An 18050-nucleotide genomic window follows, 5' to 3' on the forward strand; every position below is an offset into this window, starting at 1 on the left:
GGCCACGGGAACCGCGCGAAAAAATCGCCGGTCTGATTGATCTCGCTGGCCGGCCGGGATGGTCCCGTCGCCAGCGATTCGCCTTGCCGCCCGGCAAGGCGGCGCAGCATCTCTTCAGGAGGTTAGCTGGCGATGGACATCAAGACGATCCGCGAGCAGGCATTCGCCATGCCGCTCACCAGTCCGGCCTATCCGATGGGTCCGTACCGCTTCATCCACCGGGAATTCTTCATCATCACCTACCGCACCGATCCCGCGCTGCTGCGCGCGGTGGTGCCGGAACCGCTGGAGATCACGGATGCCGTGGTCAACTACGAGTTCATCCGCATGCCCGATTCCACCGGGTTTGGCGACTACACCGAATCGGGCCAGGTGATTCCCGTCACCTACGAAGGCAAGGCCGGTACCTACACCCATGCCATGTACCTGGACGACCATCCGCCGCTGGCGGGCGGGCGCGAGTTGTGGGGCTTCCCGAAGAAGCTCGCCAGCCCCAGGCTCGAGGTCCACACCGATACCCTGGTCGGCACGCTCGACTACGGTCCGGTGCGCGTGGCCACCGGCACCATGGGCTACAAGCACCGCGAACTCGACAAGGACGCGCTCGGCCTGGCGCTCTCCAGCACGCCCAACTACCTGCTCAAGGTCATTCCGCACGTGGACGGCAGCCCGCGCATCTGCGAGCTAGTGTGCTACTTCCTCAAGGACGTGGAGATGAAGGGCGCCTGGACCGGCCCGGCGGCACTGTCGCTGTCGCCGCACGCGCTGGCGCCGGTGGCCGCGCTGCCGGTGCTGGAGGTGCTCGGCGCCAGGCACTTCGTGGCCGATCTCACGCTCGGGCTGGGCGAGGTGGTGTTCGACTACCTCGCCTGAGCGGCCCGCACGCTCGCCGGTGCGGCCGGTCCTGCCCGGCCTGCCGTCCGGTTCTTCGCTCTTTTCATTCCCGCGCACCGCGGGCATTGCGCCCGCAGCAACCAACCCGCATCAACCATACGAGGTGTCTTCATGAAGCTCCAGGGAAAAACCGCCATCGTCACCGGCGCCGCCAGCGGCATCGGCAAAGCCATTGCCGACCTGCTGGCCAGGGAAGGCGCGGCGGTCGCCATCGCCGACCTGAATCTCGAAGCGGCGCAGAAGGCCGCGGCCGACATCGAGGCGGCCGGCGGCCGCGCCATCGCGGTGGCGATGGACGTAACCAGCGAGGATGCCGTCAACAGCGCCACCGACGAGGTCGCCAAGGCCTTCGGCGGCATCGATATCCTGATCTCCAACGCCGGCATCCAGATCGTCAACCCGATCCAGAACTACGCCTTCTCCGACTGGAAGAAGATGCAGGCCATCCACGTCGACGGCGCGTTCCTCACCACCAAGGCCGCGCTCAAGTACATGTACAAGGACAAGCGCGGTGGCACCGTGATCTACATGGGCTCGGTCCACTCGCACGAAGCGTCGCCGCTGAAATCCGCCTACGTCGCCGCCAAGCACGCGCTGCTCGGCCTGGCGCGGGTGCTGGCCAAGGAAGGCGCGGAGTACAACGTGCGCTCGCACGTGATCTGCCCGGGCTTCGTGCGCACGCCCCTGGTGGACAAGCAGATCCCGGAACAGGCCAAGGAGCTGGGCATCAGCGAAGAGGAGGTGATCCGCCGCGTGATGCTGGGCGGCACCGTGGACGGCGTCTTCACCACCGTGGACGATGTGGCCCAGACCGCGCTGTTCCTTTGCGCATTCCCGTCGGCGGCGCTGACCGGCCAGTCGTTCATCGTCAGCCACGGCTGGTACATGCAGTAAGCAAGGACGGCCGGCGCGGCGGCACCATGCCGCCGGCCGGCCGCGCGAAGGACAAAACCATCAAGGAGAAGCCGTGGCAGGCGGACGTCGGCAGAAAGCAAATCAGGCAGTGACGAAGATCGAGAAGAACGGCGCGCGCAGCGAAGCCGCGGCCGTGGTGGCCGACCCCGCCGCGCCCGAGGTGAGGCAGGCGGTGGCGAAGGCGAGGGCCAAGGCACCAAGGGAGCCGGAACCCAATTTCCTGCCTCCCGGCGGCTGCGCGGCGCCCGACCTCGCGCCCGAGGGCGCCGGCCGCAAGCGTCCCGCGCACCACGAATACACGGTCAGGGCGCTGGTGCTGCAGGGCGGCGGCGCGCTCGGCTCCTACCAGGCCGGCGTGTACCAGGGCATGGCCGAAGCCGGTATCGAGCCCAACTGGGTGGCGGGCATCTCCATCGGCGCGCTCAACGCGGCGGTGATCGCCGGCAACGCCCCCGAGCGCCGGGTCGAGCAGCTGCGCGCGTTCTGGGAGTACATCTGCCAGCAGCCCTGGCTGCCCAGCCTGCTGCCTTACGAGATGGTCGCGCAAAGCGCCAGCCAATGGCCCGACCCCGTGCGCATCTGGTTCGACGGCATCGAAGCCGCCCGTGCCGTGCTCGAAGGCCAGCGCGGCTTCTTCCAGCCGCGTCCATGGCCGATGCTGTTCGAGCACCAGGGCGGACCCGGCCAGGCCAGCTACTACGACACCGGGCCGCTCAAGACCACGCTCGAACGCTTCGTCGACTTCGACCGGATCAACCACCACCACAACGAAATGCGGGTATCGGTGGGCGCGGTCAATGTGCACAGCGGCAATTTCGCCTATTTCGACAACACGCGCCGCAAGCTGCGCGCCGAACACTTCATGGCATCCGGCGCGCTGCCGCCCGGCTTCCCGGCCGTGGAGATCGACGGCGAGTTCTACTGGGACGGCGGCCTGGTTTCGAACACCCCGCTGTCCGAAGTCCTCACCGCCCAGCCCCGCCGCGATGCGCTGATCTTCCAGGTCGACCTGTGGAGCGCGCGCGGCAAGCTGCCGCACAACCTGCTGGACGTGGCTGAACGGCAGAAAGACATCCAGTACTCCAGCCGCACGCGCACCATCACCGACTACATGGGCGAGCAGCAGAACTACCGCCGCATGCTCAGCGAAATCATGGCGCTGGTGCCGCAGGCGCAGCGCGACAACGACTGGTACCGCAAGGCAGCCGAATACGCGTGCGACGCGCGACGCAACGTGATTCAGCTCATCTACCGGGACAAGACCTTCGAGGGCAACGCGAAGGATTACCAGTTCGGCCTGCTCACCATGAACGAGCACTGGACGAGCGGGCTGGATGATATCCGCGAGACGTTGCGGCATCCGGAGTGGCTGGCGATGCCCACCCACGAGAGGCCGTTTGTCACGCATGACATCCATCGGGGGAATGGCGGGAAGTAACGGGAAGTAATGAGAAGTAGCGGCGCGAAGTAACGGGATTTACGTGGTTTCGCCTTGGCGATACCACGTTCAAATTCAAAGGCTTAAAGACTTAAAGGCTTAGAGGCAGCCTGGAAAGCCTTTGGATCTGCCTTCGTTGCCGAACCTGATCCTGGATTTGCGGCGAAAGCCCCGGGCCCCGCAAAACCGGAGCCCCCCAGGAAAGACCTCCTGCCCTCATACCACTTTCAATTTCCCTAAGCCCGGAGCCGCGGCCGGGTAAGCCGGCTTCAACCTGGAAAACACCTCGGAAATAATCTCCGCCACCATCAGGTTCCGATGCGTCTTGGAATCCGCCGGAACGATATGCCAGGGCGCTTCCGGCGTGCTGGTCGCGGCGATCGCGGCCTCGTAGGCCGTCATATAGCTCTTCCAGTACTGCCGTTCCTCCAGGTCCTTCGGGTCGAATTTCCAGTGTTTCTGCGGATCTGCCAGGCGGGCTTCCAGCCGGGATTTCTGCTCATCCCTGGAGATGTGCAGGAAGCACTTGATGATGGTGGTGCCAGTTTCCATCAGCAGCGTCTCGAAGGCGCGCAACTGCTTGTAGCGGCGCTGGCATTCGTCTTCGTCGATCCACTCGTGCACGCGCGTGATCAGCACATCTTCGTAATGGCTGCGGTTGAACACCACGATCTCGCCGGCGCGCGGGACCTGGGCGTGGATGCGCCACAGGTAGTCGTGCGCGAGTTCTTCAGCGGTGGGGGATTTGAAGCTGACCACGCGGATGCCCAGCGGGTCGAAGCTGCGGAAGACGCCACGCACGGTGCCGTCCTTGCCGCTGGTGTCCATCCCTTGCAACACCACCAGCAGCTTGCGCTTGTGCTCGGCGTAGAAAATGTCCTGCTGCTGGTCGAGCTGGACGCTCAGTTCCGCGATGCGGGCCAGGTCGGCGGCCTTGTCGCCGCTGGAGAGCGGCTTGGCGCCGGCGTCGAAGTCGGCCAGTCGGAAGTTCTTGCCAGAGGTGACGCGGAAATCGGCGAGCGGCATTGGCACTCCATCAGGGGGGCGGCCCGGCCGGGCCGCGAGCCCCTATGGTCAGCCAGGCAGCCGCTCCAGGTCAATGCTGCCTTCGAACACGGTGGTGGCCGGGCCGGTCATGCGTACCGGCTCGCCTTCGCCGTCCCAGGCGATGGTGAGGTCGCCGCCGTGCGTATGCACCAGCACCGGCGAGTCGAGCAGGCCGCGGCGGATGCCCGCGACCACCGCCGCGCAGGCGCCGGTGCCGCAGGCCAGCGTTTCGCCGGCGCCGCGCTCGAACACGCGCAGGCGCACGGTGTGGCGTTCCTGCACCTGCATGAAACCGGCGTTGACGCGGTTGGGGAAGCTCGCGTGATGCTCGATGATGGGGCCGTCCTGCAGCACCGGGAAGGCCTCGGTGTCGTCCACCACCTGCACCGCGTGCGGGTTGCCCATCGAGACGGCGGAAATCCATTCCGTGCGGCCGTTTACCTCGAGCCCGTAAAGGGTGTCGCGGCCTTCGGCGCGGGTCGGCAGGCCGTCGGGGCGGAAGGGCACACGGGCCGGTTCCAGTTCGGGCGCGCCCATGTCGACGGTGACCTGGCCGTCGTCCTGCAGCGTCAGCGTGATCACGCCGTTCATGATTTCCACGCGCACCGAGCGCTTGTCGGTCAGGCCCTGATCGGTGACGAAACGCACGAAGCAGCGTGCGCCGTTGCCGCAGTGCTCCACTTCGCCGCCGTCGGCGTTGAAGATGCGGTAGCGGAAGTCGACGTCGTCGCGGGTGGGCTTCTCCACCACCAGGATCTGGTCGGCGCCCACGCCGAAATGCCGGCTGGCGAGCGCGCGCCACTGCGCGGGTGTCAGGTTCAGGGTCTGGCGGATGCCGTCGAGCACGACGAAGTCGTTGCCGGCGCCATGCATCTTGGTGAACTGGAGTTTCATGGTGCGATTGTATTCCTCGCCGGGCGTGCCTGCCGGACACGCCGCGGGCGGTTTCAGTAGATCTCGGGCTCGCCCGGCGGGCGGTGCTTGAAGCGCTTGTGCACCCAGTAATACTCGGCGATGCGCGGGCGGATGCAGTCTTCGAAGAAGGCGTTCATGCGCCGCGTGTCGTCGGTCACGCTGTCGCCGGGATAGTCTTCCCAGGCAGGCAGCACATGCAGCACATAGCCCTGGTAGTCGGGCAGCATCTCGGTGTAGATCGGCACCACCCTGGCACCGGTCAGGCGCGCCAGGCGCGACACGGAGGTCAGCGTCAGGGCCTGCACGCCGAAGAAGGGGACGAACTCGGAGTCGCGCTCGCCGAAGTCCATGTCGGCGATCAGTTGCAGCGCTTCGCCCTTGCGCAGGCAGCGGATGATGTCGCGCGCGCTGTCGTTGCGGGCGATCATGTTGGCGCCGAAGCGGCCGCGCGCATGCTTGAGGAAGCCGTCGAACAGGTCGTTCTTCTGCTTGGTGTAGAGCGAGGCGCCCGAACGGCCCACATGGTCGCGCAGGTGGATGGTCAGGCGGATCGCGCCGGCTTCCACGCCGGACAGGTGCTGCGTGACCAGGATGTGCGGCTTGCCGTCCAGCGCCACCAGGTCGGCATGATCCTCGATGCGCACCCAACGGCGCATCTGCTTCTCGCTGCCGGTCCAGAAGATGCCGCGCTCGGCAAAGCTGCGGAACACGGTGCGGAAGGTCTGGCGCGACAGCGCCTCGATCTCGGCGTCGCTGCGCTCGGGAAAGCACAGGCGCAGGTTGGTCTGCACCACCTTGCGGCGGCTGCTGGGGATGAGGTAGAGCAAGCTGCCCAGTCCTTCGCCGAAGCGCGCCACCAGCGGATAGGGCAACTTGCCCAGCACGGTCAGCAGGGCAATGCCCAGCCAGGTAAAGATACGGCTCATTTGTTCTAGTTGGAGAGCGGCGCAGGTTCGGGAGGGGCCTCGGCGCCGCGCGGTTGCTTGTATCGGTTGTAGCCCCACAGGTACTGCGTGGGYGCGGCGCGGACCAATGCCTCGATGGCCTGGTTGAGCACGGCGGCAGCTTCGCCCGGATCGTCCGGCAAGGGTTCTTCGATCACCTTCATATGCCCGAGGAAGCCTTCGCCGCGCGGCAGGCGCTCGGCGAAGATCGCGGCGATGGGCGAACCGGTGTGCTGCTGCAGGCGCTGCACCAGGGTCATGGTGTAGGCGGGCTTGCCGAAGAACGGCGCCCACGCGCCTTCACCGCCAGGCGGTACCTGGTCAGGCAGGATGCCAACCGCTTCGCCGCGCTTGAGCGCCTTGAGCAGCATGCGCACGCCGCGCGGCTCCGCGGGTGCCATGGCAAGATTGTGACGAGTGCGCATCTTCAAGATCCAGGCGCGCAGCCAGGCCTGGTGGGGTGGCTTGTAGAGCGCGGTGACCGGATGCTTGAGCGCGAACGCCTGCGGCAGCACTTCGAAGCAGCCCAGGTGGGGAACCAGGATGATCAGCCCGCGGCCTTGCGCCATCAGGCGGTCCAGTTCAGGCCACAGTGGCAGGGCAAAGCCGTACAAGCGCCGCGGCGGGTTGCGGCGGCACCAGAAATACGGCATCTCCAGGATCATGCGGCCGGTGGCGCGCGCGGCTTCTGCCAGCGTGGCCGCGTCAGCGCCCGGATAGGCCTGGCGCATGTGCGCGGTCAGCCGCGTGCCGTAGCGTCCCGGCAGGCGCGCTGCCAGCAGGCCCAGCGCACCGCCGGCGGCGTGCAGCCACGACAGCGGCAAGCGGGAAATCAGCCAGAACAAAAAGGTCATCGGATCGTGCTCTGCGGCACGGTGGCCGGGTTCAGTGATTCATGTTTTGCCCGCTGCTGCCGTTAGAGGGGGCAATCGAAATGACATGGGGTCCGTTACCGGGCCCGCACACCGCTTGCACTGTCAGACAGGCGCCTGTGCCTGCGGTTTCACTGCGAAAAGGCCGCCACCGGCCCCGGCAGCGCCGCACGGGCAACCCCAATCGGAACGGGGGCGCTGCAGGCCGGCTCGCAGCCGCGTATAATAACGCGTATCGCCGAGTTAACTGACAACTTGCGGGGCGATACCGTTCTACCGGAACGGCTTGAAAATACCGCTAAAGCGTCGCCGCCCGGACTGAATAGGTTGGCACGCAATAGCCAACCTGGAGAATAAGTTCGTGGCAAACGACTTCCTGTTCACTTCGGAATCCGTCTCCGAAGGCCATCCCGACAAGGTCGCAGACCAGATTTCCGACGCAGTCCTGGACGCCATCCTGGCCCAGGACAAGTACGCGCGTGTAGCGGCCGAAACCCTTTGCAACACCGGGCTGGTAGTCCTCGCCGGGGAAATCACCACGACCGCCAACGTCGACTACATCCAAGTCGCGCGCGACACCATCAAGCGCATCGGCTACGACAACACCGACTACGGCATCGACTACAAGGGCTGCGCCGTGCTGGTCGCCTACGACAAGCAGTCGCCCGACATCGCGCAGGGCGTGGACCGTGCCTCCGACGACTACCTGAACCAGGGCGCCGGCGACCAGGGCCTGATGTTCGGCTACGCCTGCGACGAGACGCCGGAACTGATGCCCTTCCCGATCTATTACTCGCACCGCCTGGTCGAGCGCCAGTCGCAGCTGCGCCGCGACGGCCGCCTGCCCTGGCTGCGCCCGGATGCCAAGTCGCAGGTGACCGTGCGCTACGTCGATGGCCGCCCGCACAGCGTGGACACCGTGGTGCTGTCGACCCAGCACGCGCCGGACATCAGCCAGGCGCAGATCCGCGAAGCCGTGATCGAAGAGATCATCAAGCCGGTGCTGCCGGCCGCGATGCTCAAGGACACCAAGTACCTGGTCAACCCGACCGGTCGCTTCGTCATCGGCGGCCCGCAAGGCGACTGCGGCCTGACCGGCCGCAAGATCATCGTCGACACCTACGGCGGCGCCTCGCCGCACGGTGGCGGCGCGTTCTCGGGCAAGGATCCGTCCAAGGTCGACCGCTCGGCCGCCTATGCCGCCCGCTACGTGGCCAAGAACGTGGTCGCCGCCGGCCTGGCGCGCCAGTGCCAGGTGCAGGTCAGCTACGCCATCGGCGTGGCCCGCCCGATCAACGTGACCGTGTACACGGAAGGCACCGGCAAGATCTCCGACGAGGCGATCGCCGCGCTGGTGCAGGAGCATTTCGACCTGCGCCCGAAGGGCATCGTGCAGATGCTGGACCTGCTGCGCCCGATCTACGAGAAGACCGCCGCCTACGGCCACTTCGGCCGCGAAGAGCCGGAATTCTCGTGGGAAGCGACCGACAAGGCTGCCGTCCTGCGCGCTGCCGCCGGCCTGTAAGGCTGTCGCGTCCGTACCGAAAAGCGCCGCCYCCGGGCGGCGTTTTTCTTGTGCCCGCGGCAGGGGGCGCGAAAGCCGCCCGGCTTGCCGGAGATCAACCGCGGCGCTCCAGGCGTGGCGCGGCGGGGCCGCGAGGGTAGAATCGCGGGATCGCAAGGCTGCCCGTGCAAGTGGCGTCTTGTCATCCCGCGGGAGCCCGCTGGATTCCGCCGGAGCCCGCATACCGAGGATGCCCATGCCACAAGAATCGACTCATTCGACCCGCCCGGTCTCCACGCCCGCCGTCTCCGGCCCGGCTACCGTGCCCGGGGCGAGCGAGCCTGCCTTCAACCTGATCCGCACGCAGCCCTACACGGACTGGGCGCCGCAGGTCGACGCCGCCACCGCGGCAGGCCTGCGCCAGCAGCTGGAGCAGGGCGCGGTGCTCTACTTCCCGCAGTTGCAATTCCGCTTCGAGACCGGCGAGGAGCGTTTTCTCGACAGCCGCTGGTCCGACGGCAAGTCCAAGAACATCAACCTGCGCGCCAACGACCGCGCCGTGCGCGGCGCCACCGGCAGCGAGCGGGATCTCGGCGACCTGTACCGGCTGATCAAGCGCTATGCCGAGTCCAGCGAAAAGCTGGTGCTGAGCCTGTTCCCGGAATACGGCCCGCACATGGTGCGCGCCGGCACCTCGCTGCGCCCGAGCGAAATCGCCGGCCGCCCGGTGAGCTGGCGCAAGGACGACACGCGCCTGCACGTGGACTCCTTCCCGTCCAACCCGCTGCTGGGCCAGCGCCTGCTGCGCGTGTTCCACAACATCGACCCGCAGGCGCCGCGCGTGTGGCGCGTGGGCGAGCCCTTCGGCGATTTCGCGCGCCGCTTCGTGCCGCAGACCAAGGGCATGTGGCCGGGTCAGGCCCGCCTGATGGAGTTGCTGCGCATCACCAAGCGCCGCCGCTCGGAGTACGACCATCGCATGCTGCAGCTGCATGACCTGGCCAAGGCGGACCTGGCATACCAGGCCAGCGTGCCGCAGCAGGAATTCCACTTCCCGCCGGGTTCCACCTGGATTGTGTTCAGCGACCAGGTGCTGCATGCGGCCATGCGCGGCCGGGCGATGATGGAACAGACCTACTACCTGTCGCCGAAGGCCATCAGCGATCACACGCACTCGCCGGAGGCGGTGCTGGCGCGCATGCTGGGCCGGCCAATGCTGTCATCCTGACGCGAGTCCGGCCCTGGGGCGCGGGCCGGCGGCGCCGCGTCAGCGCATCAGCATCCGGATCATCGTCTCGAAGCGCTTGCCGTATGGCGGCTTGAGCAGTCCGGCGCCGTTCAGTCCGGATTGCCGGAAGATCGGCTTGAGCTTGGAGAAGGTCTCGAAGCCCGCTTCGCCGTGGTACGCGCCCATGCCGCTGGGCCCTACGCCGCCGAAGGGCAGGTCTTCCTGCGCGATGTGCAGCAAGGTCTCGTTGATGCTGACGCCGCCTGCCACGGTCTGCGCCATCACGCGGTCGATCGCGCCGCGCTCCTTCTCGAACAGGTAGAGCGCCAGCGGCCGCGGCCGCGCGTTGACATAGCCAATGGCCTCGTCCAGCGAGCGGTACGTCACCAGCGGCAGCACCGGGCCGAAGATTTCTTCCTGCATCACGGTCGCGCCGTCGGGCACGTCGAGCAGCAGCAGCGGCGCCAGCCGGCGCCGCTGCGGGTCGGAGTGCGCCTGCGTCAGCGGCACCACGCGGGCGCCCGCGCGGGCGGCGTCGCCGACCAGGCCGTCGAGCCGCGCGAAATGGCGCGCACTGATGATGGTGGTGTAGTCGGGATTGCTGCCGAGGTCCGGGTAGAGCCTGCCCGCGCAGGCGCGCGCCGCTTCGACGAAGCGGTCGCGCATCGCCTCCGGCAGCAGCACGTAGTCGGGCGCGATGCAGGTCTGGCCGGCATTGAGCAGCTTGCCGACCAGGATGCGYTCSACSGCGYGSTCSARKTCGGCACCCGGKCCGACGATGGCCGGCGACTTSCCGCCCAGCTCCAGCGTKACCGGCGTGAGGTTGGCGGCCGCCGCGCGCATCACATGGTGGCCGACCTGGGTCGACCCGGTGAACAGCAGGTGATCGAAGGGCAGGGCGGAGAAGGCGCTTGCCACCCCGGCGTCGCCGTTGACCACCGTGAGCTCGTCGGCGGCGAAGGCCTGCTGCGCCAGCGTGGCGAAGAGCGCGGCAAAGCGCGGCGTGTACTCGGAGAGCTTGACCATGGCGCGGTTGCCCGCGGCCAGCGCGCCCGCGAGCGGGCCGATGGTCAGGTAGAGCGGATAGTTCCATGGCACCACGATGCCGATCACGCCCAGCGGCTGCGGCATCAGCCGCGAGCTGGCCGGCTTGAACCACAGCCCGGTGCGCGCGCGCCGCACCCGCATCCAGCGCTTGCCGTGGCGCAGCGCGCCGTCGATGCCGGCCAGGCTCGGGAAGACCTCCAGCAGCGCGGTTTCCTGGCGCGGCCGGTTGCCGAAATCCGCGCTGATGGCCTGCGAGATCTCGTCCTGATGATCCGTCACCAGCTTGCGCAGACGGCGCAGGCGGTCGGCGCGCACGGTCCAGGCCGGTGCCTGGTCGCTGCGCGAGGCGGCGCGCATGGCGTCGAATACGGATGACATCTCGGGCACTTCTCTCATGTGGCGATCTCCCATGGGCCATGCGCTGCCCGTGGCGCGCGCGGCGTTATCGATTCCCGCACCATATGCCATGCCGTGCGCGGTGACAATGCCGGCCGCCCTGGCGGGAACCGCTTCAAACGGGCGTATTCCGGCCGTATTCCGGGCGTATTCCCGCAGGACTGGCGGGTGTCTCCGGGCGCATGCGGCTGCCTCCGCGGGACCTGCCGCCGGCACGCTCGCAGGTGCATTCCCCGCCCCGCTTCCGGCTTGGTTCCGCCTTCGTTCCGCCTGCGTGCCCGTGCATCTCCGGCGGCCGGCCAGCCACCTTGCGCGTCTCCCGCTTCCCCCTTTTCAGCTCCCGTGCAAAGCGCCTACACTGGTTTTCAGACCGGATCTGCGGGCAGCCGCGGCGGGCGCCGCAAGCCCGGGCGCACCGACCTCCGACCACGCGGAGAGACAGATGGAAACCACCTTTGACTATCTCGTCGTCGGCGCCGGTTCGGCCGGCTGCGCACTGGCCGGGCGCCTGGCCGACAGCGGCAGCGACAGCGTGGCGGTGCTCGAGGCGGGCGGGCACGATCACCATGTGCTGGTTTCCGCGCCGGCGGGCGCCGCCCTCATGCTGCCGCGCGCGGGTGCGCGCAATTACGGCTACCGCACCGTGCCACAGCCCGGCCTGGACGGGCGCCGCGGCTACCAGCCGCGCGGGCGCGGGCTCGGCGGGAGTTCCTCGCTCAACGCCATGATCTACACGCGCGGCCGTCCGTCCGACTACGACGGCTGGGCCATGGGCGGCTGCGACGGCTGGGCCTGGGACGACGTGCTGCCCTACTTCCGCCGCGCCGAATGCAACGAACGCCTGGCCGGACGCGACGACGACCCGCTGCACGGCGGCAGCGGCCCGCTGCACGTATCGGACCTGCGCACGCCCAATGCCTTCGGCCAGCGCTTCATCGAGGCGGCGCAGCAGGCCGGCTACCGCCGCAACGACGATTTCAACGGCATGGAACAGGAGGGCGCAGGCTGGTACCAGGTGACCCAGCACGGCGGCGAGCGCTGGAATGCCGCGCGCGCCTATCTCCATCGCGGCGATGCCGACGACCGCGCCAGCAACGCCGGGCGCGCCAACCTGCATGTGCTGACCGGTGCGCAGGTGCTGCGCATCGAATTCGACGGCCGCCACGCAGTGGGCGTGACGGTGCGGCTGGACGGCCGCGAGACCTTGCTGCGGGCGCGCCGCGAGGTGATCGTCTCGGCCGGCGCCTTCGGCTCGCCGCAATTGCTGATGGTGTCGGGGGTAGGCCCGGGGGCGCATCTGCGCGAGCTGGGCATTCCCGTGGTGCACGACCTGCCGGGCGTGGGCGCCAACCTGCAGGACCATCTCGACATCATCGTGCACAAGCGCGTGGCGGCATCGGAGCTGTTCGGCGTGTCGGTGGGCGGTGCCTTCCGCCTGCTGGCCGAGATCCTGCGCTACCGGCGCGAGCGCACCGGCATGCTGACATCCAACTTCGCCGAGGCCGGCGCCTTTCTCAAGAGCCGGCCCGAGCTGGAGGAGCCCGACCTGCAGCTGCACTTCGTGGTCGGCATGGCCGACGACCATATGCGCCGCATTCGCTTCGGCCACGGCTATTCGTGCCACGTCTGCGTACTGCGCCCGCACAGCCGCGGCGAGGTCACGCTGGCCTCGCCCGATATCCGCGAGGCTCCGCTGATCGATCCGCGCTATCTGTCCGACCCGCGGGATCTCGACGACCTCGTGTCCGGCGTGCGCATCGTGCGCCGCATCCTGGCCCAGCCGCAGCTGGCGGCGTTCGGCGGCAAGGAGCTCTATTCGGGGCACCTGCCCGCGGAGGGCGGCGATGACGGCGTCATCCGCGCCATGATCCGCGAGCATGCCGACACCATCTATCACCCGGTGGGCACCTGCCGCATGGGCATGGACGAAGGCGCGGTGGTCGACCCGCAGCTGCGCGTGCGGGGCGTGGAGGGTTTGCGGGTGGTCGACGCATCGATCATGCCGACGCTGATCGGTGGCAACACCAACGCGCCCGCCATCATGATCGGCGAACGGGCGCATGACCTGATCCGCCACGGCCCGCGCGTGGTGCTGCGCCTGGCGGAGACGCTGGCGGTGTAGCCGGCGCCGGCAGGCAAGGGCCCGGCGCGCGGCGGCCGGGCCCGATGCGCCGCGCCGCTCAGGCCTTGGCCAGGCGGAAGGACGATACCGTGTCGCGCAGCTTGCCGGCCTGGTCGTCCAGGGACTGCGCCGCCGCGGCCGCCTCTTCCACCAGCGCCGCGTTCTGCTGCGTGACCTGGTCCATCTGCCCGACTGCCTGGTTGACCTGTTCGATCCCTGCGCTCTGCTCGTCCGACGCCGCGGCGATCTCGGCGATGATGTCGGACACGCGCTTGACTGCCTGCCGCACATCGTCCATGGTCTTGCCGGCGTCCTGGGCCTGCGAGGAGCCGGCGCGCACGGTGCCGACCGATTCGTCGATCAGGTCCTTGATCTCCTTCGCCGCGCTGGACGAGCGTTGCGCCAGGCTGCGCACCTCGCCGGCCACCACCGCAAAGCCGCGGCCCTGCTCGCCGGCACGCGCGGCTTCCACCGCGGCGTTGAGCGCCAGGATATTGGTCTGGAACGCGATGCCCTCGATCAGGCTGGTGATCTCGGCGATGCGGCTGGAGCTGGTGGCGATCGCGCCCATGGTCTGCACCACCTGCTGCACGGCGGTGGTACCGTGTTCGGCCACGCGGGCCGCATCGCCGGCCAGGCCACTGGCCTGGCGCGCGTTGTCCGCGTTCTGCCGCACGGTGGTGGTCAGCTCCTCCATGCTCGATGCGGTTTCTTCCAGCGACGCCGCCTGCTGCTCGGTGCGTGCCGACAGGTCGGTGTTGCCCGCCGCAATCTGGCGTGCCGCCACGCCCACGGACTCCGTCGAGGTGCGGACTTCGCGCATCGCCACGCCCACCCGCCCAAGCAGGGTGTTGAAGGCCGCCGCGGTACGGCCGATCTCGTCCAGGCGGCCGACCGGCGCGCGGCGCTCCAGGTCCAGGCTTTCGCTGACGTATTCCAGGGTCTGCTCGATCTCGGCCAGGCTGCCGTGGATGCGGCGGTACAAGGTCACCGCCAGGGCGCCGGTGACCAGCACGGCCACGGCGATCACGACCGAGAACACCACCACTGCAGTGCGGTACTGCCCGCGGTTTTGCACGACCGCCCGCTCGCCCAATTCGCCGTTGTAGGCGATGTGCTCGTCGAGCGCCTTGCGCAGGACGGCGGAAGCGTCGTGCAGTTCGCCGCTCAACAGCATTGCCTGGGCGCCGAGGTAATCGTTGGCCCGCGATTTTTCCAGCAGGGCGGGGCGCGCATCGCGATAGCGCTTGAAGGCCGCGCGGTCCGCTTCCAGCAGCTTGCCGTCGGTGTCGTCGCTGATATCGTCGCGGCCGTACTTGGCGGTGGTGGCTTCGAACTTCTGGTCGGCGCGCGCCATGGCTTGCTCCATGCCGGCCTTGGCCTTGGGGTCCTCGCTCATGGTGTGCTGGTACATCGCGATGCGCATCGCATTCACGTCGTCCTTGAGGCTGCCAAGGGTGCGCACGCTGCCCAGCGTGTTGTCGTTGAAGTATTCGAAGCGATCTTCCGACTGGCTGAGCTGCCAGATGCCGCCGAGGCCGACCACCAGCAGGGCCAGCAGGGCAAGAGAGAGGGAAAGCAACAAGCGTTGACTGATATTCATGTCGGGATGGGCGACGCCCGCCTCGGCGGAGCGCGGCACTGAGTCAGGAAAATGGACGATCCGGCACTTATGTATGCAATGTATGCCATTAGTGTCAAAGGCTGTTTACGGCAGGACCGGCAGCAGCTGTAGCGCTGCCGGGGAATTAAGAAGGGGGGGCGGGCCGGGAAGATGGCCCGGGGGCAGGCCGGAGCGGGCCGGCTTTCAGGCCGGCCAGGCGCGCGCCACCACGCGCGCCAGCCCGGCCGCGTCGCCCTCCAGCGTGCCGAACACGCGGCCGTGCTGGCGCCCGAGGCGGCTTGCCACGAAGTGCTCGGCATCCTCGGCATCGGCATGGCCCAGCATCAGCGCCGCCTGCGCGGCCAGCACCAGGCCCTGGGCAAAGCGCCGCGCGCCGGCCTCCATGTGTTCGGGGGCGTCGCGCAGCATGGCCTGCAGCGAGGCCAGCTCGGCGCGCACCGCCGGATGTCCGCCGGCGCGCCGGGCCAGGTCCTGCAGCAGCCGGGCGCCGTCTTCGGGATTGCGCTGCAGCGCGCGCAGCACGTCCAGGCACATGATGTTGCCCGAACCCTCCCAGATCGAGTTGACCGGGGCTTCGCGATACAGCCGCGCCATCGGCCCGTCTTCCACGTAGCCGTTGCCGCCCCATACCTCCATGGCTTCGCCGGTGACCTCGATGGCGCGCTTGCAGATCCAGAACTTGGCCGCCGGCGTGACGATGCGCTTCCACGCGGTGGCCAGCGGATCGGTGTCGGCGCGCTCGAAGGCTTGCGCCAGCTCCATCATCAGCAGGGTCGCGGCCTGGCTTTCCAGCGCCAGGTCCGCCAGCACGTTGCGCATCAGCGGCTGGTCCGCCAGCAGGCGGCCGAAGGCCATGCGGTGGCGCGCGTGGTGGAGCGCCTGCACCAGCGCGGCGCGCGTGATGGCGGCGCTGCCGATCACGCAGTCCAGCCGCGTATGGGTGGCCATTTCGATGATGGTCGGGATGCCGCGGCCTTCCTCGCCGATCAGGATGCCGGTGGCGCCGCGGAACTCCACCTCGCTGCTGGCGTTGGAGCGGTTGCCCAGCTTGTCCTTGAGGCGCTGGATCTGCACGGGGTTCTTGCTGCCGTCGTCGCGAAAGCGCGGCACGAAGAAGCACGACAGCGGCCCGTCCTCGGCACCCATGCGCGCCACCACCAGGTGCGCATCGCACATCGGCGCGGAGAAGAACCACTTGTGGCCGGTGAGCTCGTATTCGGCGCCGCGGCCCTCGCCGCGCACGGCGCGCGCCACGGTGGTATTGCTGCGCACGTCCGAGCCGCCCTGCTTTTCCGTCATGCCCATGCCGATCATGACGGCGCGCTTGTCGCGCCAGGGCAGGTCGCGCGCATCGTGTTCCGTGGCGAACAGCTTCGGCCCCAGTTCGGCAAACAGCGCGGCCTCCTTCTGCAGCACCGGGATGCTGGCGAAGGTCATGGTGGGCGGGCACAGCGAGCCCGATTCGGCCTGCGCCTGCAGGTAGTAGCCCGCCGCGCGCGCCACCCAGGCACCGTCGCGCGGCTGCGCGAACGGCAGCGCCTGCAGCTGCTGGCCGCGCAGCAGCCCCAGCAGTTCGTGCCATGCCTGCGGGAATTGCACCTCGTCGATGCGCTCGCCGGTGCGGCTGTGCGTATGCAGTTGCGGCGAATCGCGGTTGGCCTCGGCCGCCCAGCGCTGCACGTCGGGCTCGCCCAGGCGCGCGCCGAATGCCTCCAGCGCACCGGCATGCCAGCCGCCTCCCAGCCGTTCCAGCGCGGCGCGCAGCACCGGGTCGCCGGCGAACAGGTTGTGGCCGGCGAGATCCGGAACCTGGTTGAACACGCGATGGGTGGCGGCTTCGGTCATGCGGTCTCCAGGGTGGCGTGGTGCGTGATGTCGCAGTGTTGTCCTGTTTTCTGCATGGTAGAGCAAGCCGCGCATCATGTGACGGCAAGGGGCGGCCCCGCACGGCGTCAACCATGCCGCTCCGGTGTGGTGCCCGCGTCCCACGATGCCTGCCGCGCTGCAACAAGCGCCAATGCTGACTTCCGCGCACGACTGTCCAGATTGAAACAGGGGTGGTCAAGCCCCGGCCCTTGTGCTTAAATTCACCCCGTTGGATGAAACAGGGGTGCCGTACGGATGGGCCGTGCGGCTGAGAGAGTCCCTTCGAACCCGATCCGGCTAGTACCGGCGTGGGAAGTTTCATGGTTACCGAACAGCTCCTGCCTCCAGCGAGGCACATGACCCGGACACAGCGCCGCGTCCATGCTCAGGGCTCCTGGTTTCGTCCATCCCCGCAAGAGAGAGGACGATACCCATGGCCCGCACAAACTCCGCCCCCGCCGCTTCCTTCGAGTCGCTCGAGACCGATCTCGACAAGAAGTTCGCCTATCCCGCTTCCAGCAAGACCTACCTGAGCGGCAGCCGCCCGGACATCCGCGTGCCGCTGCGCACGATCCTGCAGACGTCCACGCGCACGGACAAGGGCGAGATGTCCAACCCGCCGATCCCGGTGTACGACACCTCCGGCCCGTACAGCGACCCGGACGTGCATATCGACCTGAAGGCAGGCCTGCCCTCGGTACGCGGCAAGTGGATCGAAGAGCGCGGCGATACGGAAGTGCTGGCCGGCCTGTCGTCGGAATACGGCCTGGCGCGCGCCGCCGATCCGGCCACCGCCCACCTGCGCTTTGCCCAGCTGACCAACCCGCGCCGCGCCAAGGCCGGCGCCAACGTGTCGCAGATGCACTATGCGCGCCGCGGCATCATCACGCCCGAGATGGAATACGTGGCGCTGCGCGAGTCGCTGAACCTGCAGGCGCTGTACGACAAGCCCGAATACAAGGCGCTGCTGCGCCAGCACCCGGGCAATGCGCTGGGTGCGTCGCTGCCGCTGCGTCCGGAAGACATGACGCCGGAATTCGTGCGCAAGGAAATCGCCTCTGGCCGCGCCATCATCCCCGCCAACATCAACCACACCGAACTGGAGCCGATGGCGATCGGGCGCAACTTCCGCGTCAAGATCAACGGCAACCTGGGCAACTCCGCCGTGACCTCGTCGCTGGCCGAGGAAGTGGAAAAGATGGTGTGGTCGATCCGCTGGGGCGCGGACACCATCATGG

13 protein-coding genes, 1 pseudogene and 1 riboswitch are annotated in these 18050 nt (G+C 68.2%); of the genes and pseudogenes, 7 read left to right on the plus strand and 7 right to left on the minus strand.

The window, feature by feature from the left end:
* Positions 1 to 132: 132 nt before the first annotated feature.
* From AC1DO7_RS28320 to AC1DO7_RS28330, 3 genes are all read left to right on the plus strand, one after another.
* The gene (locus tag AC1DO7_RS28320) at positions 133 to 873 is read left to right on the plus strand and encodes an acetoacetate decarboxylase (protein WP_441617505.1); all 741 of its coding nucleotides are present in this window, start codon (positions 133 to 135) and stop codon (positions 871 to 873) included.
* A gap of 132 nt (positions 874 to 1005) precedes the next feature.
* Positions 1006 to 1788, plus strand: a complete 783-nt coding sequence (locus tag AC1DO7_RS28325; RefSeq protein WP_441617507.1) for a 3-hydroxybutyrate dehydrogenase — start codon at positions 1006 to 1008, stop codon at positions 1786 to 1788.
* Positions 1789 to 2029: 241 nt separating this feature from the next.
* Entirely contained in the window at positions 2030 to 3247 is a 1218-nt protein-coding gene (locus tag AC1DO7_RS28330) for a DUF3734 domain-containing protein (protein ID WP_441650134.1), read from the plus strand.
* A gap of 216 nt (positions 3248 to 3463) precedes the next feature.
* Here the strand turns inward: AC1DO7_RS28330 and AC1DO7_RS28335 are convergent, their stop codons facing one another.
* The 4 genes from AC1DO7_RS28335 to AC1DO7_RS28350 are packed head-to-tail and all read right to left on the minus strand — an operon-like array spanning position 3464 to position 7007.
* Entirely contained in the window at positions 3464 to 4273 is an 810-nt protein-coding gene (locus AC1DO7_RS28335) for a polyphosphate kinase 2 family protein (RefSeq protein WP_441650124.1), read from the minus strand.
* Between the two features lie 48 nt (positions 4274 to 4321).
* Positions 4322 to 5188 (minus strand): diaminopimelate epimerase, encoded by an 867-nt coding sequence (gene dapF, locus AC1DO7_RS28340; protein WP_441617510.1) that lies wholly within the window; start codon positions 5186 to 5188, stop codon positions 4322 to 4324.
* Between the two features lie 53 nt (positions 5189 to 5241).
* A complete protein-coding gene (locus tag AC1DO7_RS28345) occupies positions 5242 to 6135 on the minus strand; it encodes a lipid A biosynthesis lauroyl acyltransferase (protein ID WP_441617512.1) in 894 nt (297 codons plus the stop codon).
* A 5-nt stretch (positions 6136 to 6140) separates the two neighbouring features.
* Positions 6141 to 7007 carry a lysophospholipid acyltransferase family protein gene (locus AC1DO7_RS28350; RefSeq protein ID WP_441617514.1) on the minus strand — a complete coding sequence of 289 codons (867 nt, stop codon included), beginning with the start codon at positions 7005 to 7007 and terminating at the stop codon, positions 6141 to 6143.
* Positions 7008 to 7386: 379 nt separating this feature from the next.
* Between AC1DO7_RS28350 and metK the strand changes: the two genes are divergently transcribed.
* Positions 7387 to 8550: a methionine adenosyltransferase gene (metK, locus tag AC1DO7_RS28355; protein ID WP_441617516.1), complete on the plus strand. Its 1164-nt coding sequence runs from the start codon at positions 7387 to 7389 to the stop codon at positions 8548 to 8550.
* A 235-nt stretch (positions 8551 to 8785) separates the two neighbouring features.
* A complete protein-coding gene (locus tag AC1DO7_RS28360) occupies positions 8786 to 9757 on the plus strand; it encodes a Kdo hydroxylase KdoO (protein ID WP_441650123.1) in 972 nt (323 codons plus the stop codon).
* Positions 9758 to 9796: 39 nt separating this feature from the next.
* On the opposite strand, the pseudogene AC1DO7_RS28365 reads toward AC1DO7_RS28360, so the two are convergent.
* Positions 9797 to 11200, minus strand: a pseudogene (locus AC1DO7_RS28365) (coniferyl aldehyde dehydrogenase).
* Between the two features lie 442 nt (positions 11201 to 11642).
* Between AC1DO7_RS28365 and AC1DO7_RS28370 the strand changes: the two are divergent.
* Positions 11643 to 13322, plus strand: a complete 1680-nt coding sequence (locus AC1DO7_RS28370) for a GMC family oxidoreductase (RefSeq protein ID WP_441617521.1) — start codon at positions 11643 to 11645, stop codon at positions 13320 to 13322.
* A gap of 58 nt (positions 13323 to 13380) precedes the next feature.
* Here AC1DO7_RS28370 and AC1DO7_RS28375 read toward each other — a convergent pair whose 3' ends face one another.
* Both AC1DO7_RS28375 and AC1DO7_RS28380 read right to left on the minus strand, forming a co-directional pair.
* Positions 13381 to 14925, minus strand: a complete 1545-nt coding sequence (locus AC1DO7_RS28375; RefSeq protein ID WP_441650121.1) for a methyl-accepting chemotaxis protein — start codon at positions 14923 to 14925, stop codon at positions 13381 to 13383.
* A 204-nt stretch (positions 14926 to 15129) separates the two neighbouring features.
* A complete protein-coding gene (locus AC1DO7_RS28380) occupies positions 15130 to 16791 on the minus strand; it encodes an acyl-CoA dehydrogenase family protein (RefSeq protein ID WP_441617524.1) in 1662 nt (553 codons plus the stop codon).
* 251 nt (positions 16792 to 17042) lie between these two features.
* Positions 17043 to 17144: riboswitch (TPP riboswitch) on the plus strand.
* A gap of 101 nt (positions 17145 to 17245) precedes the next feature.
* Here AC1DO7_RS28380 and AC1DO7_RS28385 point away from each other — a divergent pair.
* On the plus strand, positions 17246 to 18050 hold an 805-nt coding region (locus tag AC1DO7_RS28385; RefSeq protein ID WP_477116824.1), incomplete at its 3' end, for a phosphomethylpyrimidine synthase ThiC.

The organism is Cupriavidus sp. 05N40 (assembly GCF_056397305.1).